Source organism: Pseudomonas putida (genome assembly GCF_005080685.1).
Taxonomy (GTDB): Bacteria; Pseudomonadota; Gammaproteobacteria; order Pseudomonadales; family Pseudomonadaceae; genus Aquipseudomonas; species Aquipseudomonas putida_V.
Window position 1 is genome coordinate 3,155,502 of record NZ_CP039371.1, and the last position, 10,628, is coordinate 3,166,129.

Genomic DNA, 10,628 nt, shown 5'->3' on the forward strand with positions numbered 1-10,628 from the left:
GCGCGCTCGATCTCTACCGGTTCTCTTCCCGCGGCATCGGTTCGGGATCCGGCGCGGGCTGTGGTGCAGGCTTGTCGGTGTTCTGCATCTGCACCGACGACTTGCTCTGATCGTTGTCCTGGGTCGCATGATCGTCGTTGTCACGGTCGAAGCAGCCGCCGAGCACGGTCAGGCTGCCCAACAGGGCAATAAGTGGAATCAGGCGCATGGGGCGTCCTCCATGAGTCAATCGATTGCAGTGCCAGGTCGCCCTGGCACTGCGCTGGCGCGATTACGAACGGCCGCCTTTGCGGCCCGACTCACTGGTGTGGCCGCCGGAACTCTTGCCGCCCTTGCGACCCGCTTCCGAGGCCTTTTCGCGATCGTTGGCGAAATTGCCTGGGTTTTTATTGCTGCCCTGGCTGCCGGTGCGGCTGTTGTCTTTCTTGTCCATGTTCTGACACCTCGTATGGCTTTAGGGGTGTACGGGCTCGCCCCGTACATAGATTCGGAGTTCGGCGATAACGACGGATTCGGTTTATTGCGCTGAGTCCGGACCGGCGGCGTTAAATACCGGCTAGGGGTGTATTTGGTGCGACAGCTTCCTAGACTCGGGTCTGCGCCAGGACCTGCTCGACAACTGCCCTGAGAGCTTGGGCGTCGCTCAGGTCCTGGGCCTTGGCCTGCTTGTAGGCGTCGAGCTGATGATGAGCACTGGTGCCCTGATCGATTATTCGGTGGGCATGGGCGAACGCGCGTTCGCTATCGTCGGTGTCGGCGGGATATTGAGTTTGCAAAAGTCCCAGCCAGCCGTGAGCGTCGAGCGTGTCCTGTTCCCCTGGAACGATGAAGTCTCCATGCGAGCCGAAACGGGCGGCGCGCCAGAGGTTTTCCTGGGTAGCCCAGCGTAGCTCTGGCGGATTCGGGCCTGCCGGCAGTGGGCGCCGCGCGCATTGCTCGACCAGATGCCGAAACAGACCAGCGATACAAAGACCGTCTTCCAATCTTGGACAGGCGTCGCAGATGCGCAGCTCTAGGGTCGGAAAGTGTCGGGAGGGTCGGATGAGCCAGCGTAAATGGTCACGCTGGTCATCCCATCGCTGGAAAAAGGCTTCATATCGCTGATAAGCGAGCCAATTGTCCAACGGCTCAGGCATATCGGCATTTGGCCATTCCCTGTAGCTGATCCGCCGATAGCTCATGTATCCGGAATGTTTGCCGCACCAGAACGGTGACGAAGTGCTCAACACCTGTAGCAGAGGTAGCCATTGCAACAACCTCCGGTTGATCAACTGCATCCGATCGACATCGGAAATACCGACATGAATATGAAGTCCATTTACCAGACTACGCTGGGCAACCTGGCGATAATCCAGGGCCAACTGCTGGTAATGGCCAGGCGCGCTGACCTGTTGGTTTGACCAGCGCGCCATGGGATGGCTGCCCGCGCAATATAGGGCGATGCCATCTGCTGCGAGCACCTTGATCAGACACTGCCTGGTGGTCTGGAAGAACTCGCTCGCCTCGGCCAGCTCAACGAATATCGGTGAAGAAACCTCGATCTGGCTGCGCAGCAATTCTTCTGAAAACGTTGGACCTATGACTTCACGGCAGCGCTGTATGACAGCGGCCTTGGGTCTGGCGATCACCTGCCCGGTATCCAGGTCGACCAGCAGGTACTCTTCCTCCATCCCAAAGGTGAATGGTGTGCGCATGCTGTCCCTCCTGGGCTGGGCGTGCACACCCATTGGGGAGGTTTGCCGTGCTGTTCACAACTGGCAGAAATGTCAGGTCCGCTCCCGCGACGCTTCCAATTGTCGCTGACGCCTCCCCAGCCAGCCCCCGGTTACGCCCCAGCCCAAGGCGATCAGCGCGCCAATGGCCATTGCCAGCTGCGGGTGCTCCCCGAGCACATCGAGGCCGCGCTTGACCCACCCGCTCAGCGCATCGCCACCGCGATAGACCACGGTGTCGATGAAGTTCTTGGCCTTGTACTTGTCTTCGGCGGGCAGCACGGTGAACAGCATCTCCCGCCCAGGGCGTACCAGTGCGTACTCCCCGGCCCGACGCACCACCATCACCACCACGAACACGGCAAACACCGGAGCCAGGGCCAGCCACAGGAAGCCCAGCGCTATCACCAGCGGTACCGCGACCAGCAACACCCCTACGCCCAGGCGCCGGGCCAGGCGGCCGGTGATGAACACCTGGGTGAGGATCGCCAGGGCTTGCACCACGGTGTCGATCAGGCCGAACACCTGGGTCTGCCGGGTGCGATCGCTGAACGTCTCGCTGACCACCCGCGCCTGCTCGAAATACAGGAAAGTACTGACGCTGGCCAACAACACCACGAACAGGGCAATACCCATCAGGTAAGGCGAGCGCAGTACCGCACTGGCGCCGGCGAACGGGTTGCCGCCCAAGGGCCGGCTGGTGGATTGCGCCTCGATGTGCGCCTGCGGTTGCCTGCTGCGCCAGCGCTGCAGGTAGAGGGTCGCGCCGATAGCGCCGAGCAACGCCAGCGCCGCCAGCACCAGCAGCCCGGCATGGCCCAGAGGCGCCACCAACAGCGTGCCGAAGATAGGCCCGCTCAAGCCGCCGAGGCTGGCCCCGGCAGCAAGCAGGCCGAACAGGCGCTTGCCCTGCTCTGGCGAGAACAGATCGGCCAGCACGCTCCAGGCCAATGAAATGGTCAGCAGGTTGAACACCGAAAGCCAGATGTAGAACGCCCGTGCATAGCCGATGTGCTCGGGGTCGCGTTGGAACAGAAAGGCGAACAGCAAAAGGTTGCTGGCGAAAAAGCCGTACGTCCATGGCAGGATCTGCCGGCGCCGGGCCTTGCTCGCCAGCCAGCCGAACAGCGGCAGGCAAGCGAGGGTGGCGATGAATGTGCCGGTGAACAGCCATTGCAGGTTGTCCACACCCCCCGCCACCCCCATGGTCTCGCGCACCGGCCGCAACATGAAGTAGCCGCTGAACAGCAAATAGAACAGCGCCAAGCCGGCAGCCACCGCCGGGCCTTCACCTGGCTCAAGGTTCAGGCCCCGTAGCAGACGCTGCCGCCAGTGGCCCATGGGCTCAACCGAACTGCTTGATCAGCGCCTGCTGCTGCGCCGGGCTGAGCAAGGGTTCATGGCCGGCCTTGAGCTGATCCAGTTGCCGATCCGGGCGGCTGGTGGCCGGTATCACGGTGGTCACCGCCGGGTGGCTGATGGCGAACTTGAGAAAAAGCTGCGCCCAGCTACCGATCCCGGCCTCTGAAGCCCAGCCGGGCAGTGCTTGATTCTTGACCTTGGCGAACAGACGGCCGTCGTCGAAGGCCCGGTTGATCAATACCGCCACGCCTTTTTCCTGGCACAGCGGCAACAGTTCGCGAGCGGCCTGTGGCGCATTGACCGAGTAGTTGATCTGGACGAAATCCAGGGCTTCGGCGCGGACGATGCGGGCCACGTCGTCCTGGCCGCTTTCCAGGTAATGGGTGATGCCGATGTAACGGGCCTTGCCCTGCTGCTTGAGTTCGCGGGCGTAGGGCAACTGAGTGCGCCAATCACGCAGATTGTGCACCTGCAACAGGTCGACCTTGTCAGTGCGCAGGCTCTTGAGGCTACCGGCCCACTGGGCCTTGGCGTCGTCCAGGCTGTCGGCGGCGATCTTGGTGGCGAGGAAGCAGCGTGCGTGCCAACCGCCCTCCTCCAGCAACTGGCCGAGAATCGCGTCGGCGCCACCGTAGTTGGGTGAGGTGTCGATGACCTTGCCACCGCCATCGAAGAAGGCTTTCAGCACGTCCTTGAGCTGTTGGTACTGGTCCGAGCCCGGCTCGACCTCGAAGCTGCCGGAGGTACCTGCACCGATCACCGGCAACGCTTCGCCGGTGGACGGGATGGCGCGGGTCAGGAGACCGACGGGGGTGGCCGCCTGCAACCAGGGACTGACTGCCGCCAACATCCCCAAGGTCGCAGCAGCGCGTAGGACATCACGGCGTGCGTACATGGCAAAGCTCCCGTCATCATTCGGAAACTTTCAAGGCTAGCCCGCCTAGCCCGCACCGCCGCGAGATTCTGTATCTGGATGTTTAGCCCAGCAGTCGTTGCAGGTCGATACGCTCGTTGGCCATGGGTGGGCACCAGTAGTAGCCGCCGGTCAGCGGTCGGCTAAAGCGGTACAAGGCGTCGATGACGCCGTCTTCCAGGCCGCTCATGCGTCGCAACTGGATCTCGAACGCATCGAACGAACGACCCAGGGCGACGAAGGCCAGGCCCGCGCCACGGGTATCGGCCCAGGACACCGAACGGCGCACCATGAACGCCTCGGGGCTGAAGCTTTCCTGGGCGGTGCGCTTGACGTGGGCGGACTCCGGCGCATGCTCGAGTTCTTCGTTGTCGCTCAGGCGGCGACCGATGATGTCGTCCTGCTCGGGTTGCGGCAGGGACTTGAAGTAATTGAGGTCGTGCTTCCACAGTTGCACGGCGGCGAAGCTCGAGCCGGCAAGGCCTGCGGCGTCGCCTGCGACGATAGCGGCTTCGACAGCGTCATCGTCCCGGGGGTTTTCGGTGCCGTCTTCATAGCCGGTAAGGTCATGCCCGCCTCGGTGCAGGAAGCCATCGACATGGTCTACAAGACGCAGCGCCGGGCTCAGCAGTTGCTCCAGCGCCTGGGCACGCAGGTACAGATCGCCACGTTCCTCGCCGCGCAGCCACAGCCACAGGGCGTGCTGGGTGCTGGGGTTCTCCACCACCGCGTCCAGTTGCGGAAACGGCCGGAGCCCTTCGATTTCCCGCCCCAGGGCCTTGGCCAGTGGCGCGCCGATACCCAGGCTCAGGCTGCGGCCATCGACCTCGGCTTGCAGAGCCTGCAAGGCTGCAGGTAGGCCGTCGAGCGACTCGATGGCGAAGAACAGGTGGCGGGCGTGAACCGGCACCGGGGTGGCAAGCAGACCTTGCTGGTACGGCATGACAGGCGAATCCTCGGCAAAAGCGAGAATGCTACTGCGCCCAGGCGTCGTTGACCAGTCAAGCCGCCTTTTGCCGCAAAGCGAGAAAACCCAAGCACGGTAACAAAAGGTTACCAACGCCTGGCCTCAGGCCACCAATACCTGCTCCCGACCGACCTACACTGCTGCAAACCCTCCGCCCAGAGACCGCCCCATGACTGCCTCGCCGCTGCTCACCGCCTTCCTGCCCCTGGCCTTGGGCATCATCATGCTAGGGCTGGGTTTGTCCCTGACCCTGGCCGACTTCGCCCGGGTAGTGAAGTACCCCAAGCCGGTGGTCATCGGGCTGGCCTGCCAGATCGTGCTGTTGCCGCTGGTGTGCTTCCTGATCGCCAATGGCTTTGGCCTGGAGTCTGCCCTGGCGGTGGGGCTGATGCTGCTCGCCGCTTCGCCAGGGGGCACCACCGCCAACCTGTTCAGCCACCTGGCCCACGGCGACGTGGCGCTCAACATCACCCTCACGGCAGTCAACTCGCTGATCGCCATCCTCACCATGCCGCTGTTGGTCAACCTTTCGCTGATGTCGTTCATGGCTTCGGATCAGGCCATTCCCCTGCAGTTCGCCAAGGTCATGCAGGTGTTCGCCATCGTCCTGCTGCCAGTGGCGCTGGGCATGCTGATCCGACACTGGGCGCCGCATTTCGCTGCTCGCATGGAAAAACCGATGAAACTGGTGGCCGCGTTGTTCCTGGCGTTCACTATCGTTCTGGCGCTGGCCAAGGATTGGCAGACGGTGCTTGAATATGCCCCGGTGGTGGGCCTGGCGGCCCTCTTGTTCAACCTGATCAGCCTGGGAGTCGGCTACTGGGTGCCACGGATGCTGAGCATTCCCAAACGCCAGGCCATCGCCATCGGCATGGAGATCGGCATCCACAACGGTACGCTGGCGATCGCCCTGGCGCTGAGCCCGTCACTGTTGAACAACGCCACCATGGCAGTGCCGGCAGCGCTGTACAGCCTGATCATGTTCTTCACGGCAGCAGGATTCGGCTGGTGGGTCAGCCGGGCGAGCCGCGCCGAAGTGCCGGCGCGGTCGTTGTAACACCGGTCAGCCCTGTCCGCGTCGCCTGCGTAACTGGCGCTTGAGCACAGCCAGGGGCGGTGCGTAGAAAAAACCGAACGACACGCTGCCGGTGCGCCCCTTGATGGCATGATGCAGCCGATGGGCGCGATGCAGCCTTTGCAGGTAGCGGTTCAACGGCCGCGGCTTGCGTGGCCAATGGCGGTGGTAAAAACCGTCGTGGGCCAACACGTACAGAACGCCATAACCGGCAACGCCTGCGCCAACCCACTGCAACGGGGCATAGCCTGCCTTGCCCAGCGCCACCAGGGCCGCGGCGATTAGCGCCAGGGCCACCAGGTACAGGTCGTTGGTCTCGAGCACGCCCAGGTGCGGCTCGTGGTGCGAACGGTGCAGCCACCAGCCCCAGCCATGCATGATGTACTTGTGGGCCAGCGTGCCGACACCTTCCATGGCCACCAGGGTGGCGCACAGTACGGTGAGGTTGAACAGCATGTAACGGTCCGGCAGCGGTTAAGATTGCCGCAAGAGTACCGATTACCCGCACGCAATGCCACGCAGGCGTGATCGTCTGCATGGCTTTGTCGATGAAGGCATTGTCATGTTCGCGGCCTTGACCCTATGCGCCTCCCTGCGGCGGCGCGGCAACCACGCCGGCCAAGCCCTTGGCCACGGTGTAGCCATCACGCCCCTGTCGCTTGGCCTGGTACAACGCCTCGTCGGCGGCGGCGATCAGTGCTTCCGGGCTTACCGCCTCCTGGCCTGGCCGACACGCGGCGATGCCAGCGCTGATCGAGACCACGCCCAGCGCGCTGGCGGCGTGCTCGATGCCCTGGCGCCTGAGCTGTGCCTGGATGTCCTGAACGATCAGTTCCGCGCCGTGGCCATCGGTGTCCGGCAGCAACAAGGTGAACTCCTCGCCGCCGTAGCGCACGGCCAGGTCCGCCGGGCGCTTGAGCGCCTGCTGCAATAGCTCGGCGACCCGCCGCAGGCATTGGTCCCCCATGGGGTGGCCGTAGCGATCGTTGTAGAGCTTGAAGTGGTCGAGGTCGAGCATCACCAGGGCTACCGGGTAATCGTGCCGGCGGGCGCGCTTGAGCTCCGCCTCGAACACCGCATCGAGGCGCCGACGGTTGCCCAGCCGGGTCAGGCTGTCGGTCAGCGCCATGGCCTGCAGCGTCTGGTTGGCCTGGTGCAAGGCGCGTTCGATGACGATACGCTCGCGCAACTGACGCAGCACCACCCAGCCGAACACGGCCAGACCCACCAGCAGCAATACCAGCACGGCGATGGTCTTGATTGCATCATGCCGCCAGGGGGCGATGATCGAGTCACGCGACAGGCCCGCTTCGGCAACCACCGGGTAGCTATTTAGGGCACGGTAGGCATACAGCCGCGTGGTGCCATCGATCACCGCGACCGCTTCGACGATGCCCTCGCTGGCATAGGGCAGCTGGTTGCGGAAGATCTCGCTGTCGGCCAGGCTCTCGCCCACCACATCCTCGACGAACGGCCGACGTACCAGGACCGTTCCATCCCGCTTGGCCAGCACCAGCGCACCGCTTTCATCGATTTTGAATCCACCGTAGTAGTCGACGAACCACTGCACCTTGATGGTGCCCAGCAGTACGCCGGCGAATGTCCCGTCAGGATTGTCCAGGCGCCGGGAAATCGGAATGATCAGGTCACTGCTGGTGCGGCTGCGCACCACAGAGCCGATATGGATGTCACGGTCGGTGTGGGTGCGGTGGTAGATGAAATAATCGCGGTCGGCATTGTTGGCGTCGGCCGGTATGTTGGCTTCGTCGCTGACCAGCCAGCTACCGTCCGCGCCATATACAAACAAGCCATGCAGTTGCGGCATTATCGCCTTTTGTTGGGCTAACAAAGCGTGCAGGCGGGACCGGTCGAGATGGGCGAGGCCGTCGCCCTCCAAGCGTTCGGTCAGGGCCGCAGTTATCGCATCGACCTGGCGAATGGCATCCTCGGCATGCTGGGCGCTGGCCCTGGCGAGATTGCTGACCACCCTTTCGGCATCGGTGAACTCCTGGCGGTAGTCACGCCAGATCCGCCAGCCCTCTACCGCCAGGAATGTCAGCAGAACCACGGCCATGAACGTCAGCACCAGGCGAAACAACGCCACGGCGCGTCCCTCGCCGCTGATCGCCAACGGCACATCGTCATCATCTTTTCTGGCTGCGCACATGCGAATGTCAAATCCCTTGCCAGCGAGCGTTTTCCGCCTGTGACTATAGTCCAGCCAGTCAGTGTCGTTTTCGTGTGCCCAGTTCGATCCACACCGGTGCATGGTCACTGGCCTTGTGTTCATTACGCACCCAGGCGTCCACGCCCCCGGCCTTCAGGTAGGCGGCCAGCGTTGGGTTGAGGAGCAGGTGGTCGATGCGCAATCCGGCGTTACGCGCCCAGTGATTGCGAAAGTAGTCCCAGAAGGTATACACCTGCGCCTCCGGGTGCAGGTGGCGGATGGCATCGGTCCAACCCTGCTCCAGCAACTGCTGGTAGCACGCGCGCGACTCAGGTTGCAGCAAGGCGTCCTTGCGCCACGACTTCGGGTCGTAGATGTCGCGGTCGGTCGGCACTACGTTGAAATCGCCCGCCAGCAGCGTTGGGTGCTCGCTGGCCTGCAGCCCGCGAGCATGCTCGATCAGGCACTGGAACCAGCGCAGCTTGTAGTCGAACTTTGGCCCAGGTTGCGGATTGCCGTTGGGCAAATACAGGCAACCGACCAACACGCCGTGCACGGCAGCTTCAAGATAGCGGCTCTGCTCGTCATCCTCCATACCCGGCAAGCCCCGGCGCACCTCCAGAGGCTCACCGCCACGGGCAAGAATGGCCACCCCGTTCCAGGACGGCTGGCCGTGATGCAGGCAACCATACCCCGCTGCTTCCAGCTCGGCGCGTGGGAATTGCTGGTCGGGCGCCTTCAACTCCTGCAGGCAGGCAATGTCCGGTTGTTCGCGCGCCAGCCAGGCGAGCAGTGCCGGCAGCCGGCTGCGGATGCCGTTGATGTTGAACGTGGCGATCTTCAGCGCTTTCATGCGTCAGGGTCGTCGACGTGGGCTTGCACCGCGTCTTTCAGAGCATGCACATGGGCCTGGTCGGCCAGGGTCTTGAGGGCCAACCAGTCGTCCCAGTCGATGGTGCCGTCGTCGCGCAGGGCTTCGGCGGTGCACAGCAACTCATGGTGGTAGGCATCCGGCGACTCACGCCGATAGCTGATGTCGTCGTACTGGGCGTACCAGGCCGCAAGCTCGGGAATAGTGCGTTCGATGCTCATGGATCATGGTCCTTTTCCATGCCTTTGAATGTGTGAGCCCGTTTCTGGCACAACGTTCAACCGCAACACAGCTGACGCCTGCGCAGAAAAATTAAACCTTTACCCAGCGCCTCGGCTCAACAGCGTACGCGACACTGAAGTCGCGCCAACCTAATAAGGAGTGGGACATGAGCAATCTCTTCATCAAGCGCGTCGGCCTGTCGATGGTACTGGGCATGGCTTCCTGGCAAGCCATGGCAGCCTCCTCGGATGATTTCGTCGATGCCGCGACCGAGTCGGGCATCGCCGAGATCGTCACCGGCAAGCTGGCCCAGGAGAAAAGCCAGAACGGCGAGATCAAGACCTTTGCCCAGCAAATGGTCACCGACCATACCCAGGCCAACCAGAAACTCGCCGATATCGCCCGCAAGCTGGACATCGAAGTCCCCGACGAAGCCGCGCTGACCGACAAGGTCAAGAAGGTGATCTTGGAATGGCGCGACGAGTCGTTCGACAAGTCGTATATCAACAACCAGGTCGACGCCCACGAAAAAGCGGTCGAGCTGTTCAAGAAAGAGGCGAGTTCGTCCGACAAGGCCGAGTTGAAGGCCTTCGCCAGCGAAACCCTGCCCAAGCTGGAGCAGCACCTGCAGCATGCCAAAGAGCTGCAAGCCAAGCACGGCAAGTGATCTGACACCCACAGAGGCCCGATATGAGTAACGAAGCACTGCGTGCGGAAATCCTCACCCGCCTGCTGCATGCCCACCCCGAAGGGTTGGGCAAGGAGGTGTTGGACAACTATCGCGGCGAGAAAGCCGTCGCCGGCATGCTCAAGACGCTGCAGGAACATGGCCTGATCCAGGGCGCCCACGTCAGCGTGGACGACCAGCACCAGATCAGCGTCAGCTACCCGATCAAGTTGTCTTCAGCGGGTGTGGAGGCTGCGAAGCAGTTGGACAACTGAAAAGAGGCAGAATGCGGGGGCTGCTACGCAGCCCATCGCGACACAAGGCCGCTCCCACATTGTCCGTGCTTGCCCACTAGATACGGGTTTCCACGGTCATTGTGGGAGCGGCCTTGTGTCGCGATGGGCCGCAAAGCGGCCCCAATACCGGCGATGTCGAGCTCAAGTGAACAGCGTTACCGCTTGAGCGGCCCTTCTCCTACTTCTGTTTTTCCTCATCCCGTGGCGGCTTCGCCGGCCCCTGGGGATCCACTTGCGGGTCTTCGAGGTCTGGCGAATCGGGATCGAAGCCCAGGTCTGCCTCTTTGTCGGCCTGTTCCGAGGAATGCGGGCCCTGGGGTGATGCTGGGCGCTGGTCGGGCTTGGACATGCTGTTTTCTCCCTTGCAAGTGTCTAT

The 10,628-nt window shown here is 62.9% G+C and carries 13 protein-coding genes and 1 pseudogene; 3 read left to right on the top strand and 11 right to left on the bottom strand.

Translation table 11 applies throughout. The features are described from left to right. Positions 1–13: 13 nt before the first annotated feature. From E6B08_RS14585 to E6B08_RS14610, 6 genes and pseudogenes are all read right to left on the bottom strand, one after another. A complete protein-coding gene (locus E6B08_RS14585) occupies positions 14–208 on the bottom strand; it encodes a hypothetical protein (RefSeq protein WP_136914673.1) in 195 nt (64 codons plus the stop codon). Between the two features lie 63 nt (positions 209–271). Continuing rightward, positions 272–382 (bottom strand): annotated as a pseudogene (locus E6B08_RS14590) (KGG domain-containing protein); the annotation flags it as partial. A 202-nt stretch (positions 383–584) separates the two neighbouring features. Next, a complete protein-coding gene (locus E6B08_RS14595; RefSeq protein ID WP_136914675.1) occupies positions 585–1,694 on the bottom strand; it encodes a carboxylate-amine ligase in 1,110 nt (369 codons plus the stop codon). A gap of 72 nt (positions 1,695–1,766) precedes the next feature. Beyond that, a complete protein-coding gene (locus E6B08_RS14600; RefSeq protein WP_136914676.1) occupies positions 1,767–3,053 on the bottom strand; it encodes an NTP/NDP exchange transporter in 1,287 nt (428 codons plus the stop codon). A 4-nt stretch (positions 3,054–3,057) separates the two neighbouring features. Continuing rightward, on the bottom strand, positions 3,058–3,969 hold the full coding sequence (locus E6B08_RS14605; protein WP_136914677.1) for an aldo/keto reductase: 912 nt from the start codon (positions 3,967–3,969) through the stop codon (positions 3,058–3,060). A gap of 82 nt (positions 3,970–4,051) precedes the next feature. Then, positions 4,052–4,930 carry a Dyp-type peroxidase gene (locus E6B08_RS14610; RefSeq protein ID WP_136914678.1) on the bottom strand — a complete coding sequence of 293 codons (879 nt, stop codon included), beginning with the start codon at positions 4,928–4,930 and terminating at the stop codon, positions 4,052–4,054. A 193-nt stretch (positions 4,931–5,123) separates the two neighbouring features. Between E6B08_RS14610 and E6B08_RS14615 the strand changes: the two genes are divergently transcribed. Beyond that, positions 5,124–6,011 (top strand): bile acid:sodium symporter family protein, encoded by an 888-nt coding sequence (locus E6B08_RS14615; RefSeq protein WP_136914679.1) that lies wholly within the window; start codon positions 5,124–5,126, stop codon positions 6,009–6,011. A gap of 6 nt (positions 6,012–6,017) precedes the next feature. Here the strand turns inward: E6B08_RS14615 and E6B08_RS14620 are convergent, their stop codons facing one another. From E6B08_RS14620 to E6B08_RS14635, 4 genes are all read right to left on the bottom strand, one after another. Beyond that, positions 6,018–6,485 carry a sterol desaturase family protein gene (locus E6B08_RS14620; protein WP_136914680.1) on the bottom strand — a complete coding sequence of 156 codons (468 nt, stop codon included), beginning with the start codon at positions 6,483–6,485 and terminating at the stop codon, positions 6,018–6,020. A gap of 124 nt (positions 6,486–6,609) precedes the next feature. Beyond that, positions 6,610–8,196 carry a sensor domain-containing diguanylate cyclase gene (locus E6B08_RS14625; protein WP_136914681.1) on the bottom strand — a complete coding sequence of 529 codons (1,587 nt, stop codon included), beginning with the start codon at positions 8,194–8,196 and terminating at the stop codon, positions 6,610–6,612. 58 nt (positions 8,197–8,254) lie between these two features. After that, positions 8,255–9,049: an exodeoxyribonuclease III gene (gene xth, locus E6B08_RS14630; protein ID WP_136914682.1), complete on the bottom strand. Its 795-nt coding sequence runs from the start codon at positions 9,047–9,049 to the stop codon at positions 8,255–8,257. Next, positions 9,046–9,288 (bottom strand): hypothetical protein, encoded by a 243-nt coding sequence (locus E6B08_RS14635; RefSeq protein ID WP_136914683.1) that lies wholly within the window; start codon positions 9,286–9,288, stop codon positions 9,046–9,048. The genes xth and E6B08_RS14635 overlap by 4 nt, the downstream gene beginning before the upstream one ends. A gap of 167 nt (positions 9,289–9,455) precedes the next feature. Here E6B08_RS14635 and E6B08_RS14640 point away from each other — a divergent pair, with 167 nt between their 5' ends. Both E6B08_RS14640 and E6B08_RS14645 read left to right on the top strand, forming a co-directional pair. Then, positions 9,456–9,956: a DUF4142 domain-containing protein gene (locus E6B08_RS14640; RefSeq protein ID WP_136914684.1), complete on the top strand. Its 501-nt coding sequence runs from the start codon at positions 9,456–9,458 to the stop codon at positions 9,954–9,956. A gap of 23 nt (positions 9,957–9,979) precedes the next feature. Then, the gene (locus E6B08_RS14645) at positions 9,980–10,231 is read left to right on the top strand and encodes a hypothetical protein (protein WP_136914685.1); all 252 of its coding nucleotides are present in this window, start codon (positions 9,980–9,982) and stop codon (positions 10,229–10,231) included. A 199-nt stretch (positions 10,232–10,430) separates the two neighbouring features. Here E6B08_RS14645 and E6B08_RS30855 read toward each other — a convergent pair whose 3' ends face one another. After that, the gene (locus E6B08_RS30855) at positions 10,431–10,601 is read right to left on the bottom strand and encodes a DUF6021 family protein (protein ID WP_192938667.1); all 171 of its coding nucleotides are present in this window, start codon (positions 10,599–10,601) and stop codon (positions 10,431–10,433) included. Positions 10,602–10,628 lie beyond the last annotated feature (27 nt).

Coding starts and splice junctions, on each gene's coding strand:
- E6B08_RS14645 (WP_136914685.1), top strand. CDS start 9,980: ATGAGTAACGAAGCACTGCGTGCGGAAATCCTCACCCGCCTGCTGCAT.
- E6B08_RS14640 (WP_136914684.1), top strand. CDS start 9,456: ATGAGCAATCTCTTCATCAAGCGCGTCGGCCTGTCGATGGTACTGGGC.
- E6B08_RS30855 (WP_192938667.1), bottom strand. CDS start 10,601: ATGTCCAAGCCCGACCAGCGCCCAGCATCACCCCAGGGCCCGCATTCC.
- E6B08_RS14625 (WP_136914681.1), bottom strand. CDS start 8,196: ATGTGCGCAGCCAGAAAAGATGATGACGATGTGCCGTTGGCGATCAGC.
- E6B08_RS14620 (WP_136914680.1), bottom strand. CDS start 6,485: ATGCTGTTCAACCTCACCGTACTGTGCGCCACCCTGGTGGCCATGGAA.
- E6B08_RS14585 (WP_136914673.1), bottom strand. CDS start 208: ATGCGCCTGATTCCACTTATTGCCCTGTTGGGCAGCCTGACCGTGCTC.
- E6B08_RS14605 (WP_136914677.1), bottom strand. CDS start 3,969: ATGTACGCACGCCGTGATGTCCTACGCGCTGCTGCGACCTTGGGGATG.
- E6B08_RS14600 (WP_136914676.1), bottom strand. CDS start 3,053: ATGGGCCACTGGCGGCAGCGTCTGCTACGGGGCCTGAACCTTGAGCCA.
- E6B08_RS14610 (WP_136914678.1), bottom strand. CDS start 4,930: ATGCCGTACCAGCAAGGTCTGCTTGCCACCCCGGTGCCGGTTCACGCC.
- E6B08_RS14595 (WP_136914675.1), bottom strand. CDS start 1,694: ATGCGCACACCATTCACCTTTGGGATGGAGGAAGAGTACCTGCTGGTC.
- xth (WP_136914682.1), bottom strand. CDS start 9,049: ATGAAAGCGCTGAAGATCGCCACGTTCAACATCAACGGCATCCGCAGC.
- E6B08_RS14615 (WP_136914679.1), top strand. CDS start 5,124: ATGACTGCCTCGCCGCTGCTCACCGCCTTCCTGCCCCTGGCCTTGGGC.
- E6B08_RS14635 (WP_136914683.1), bottom strand. CDS start 9,288: ATGAGCATCGAACGCACTATTCCCGAGCTTGCGGCCTGGTACGCCCAG.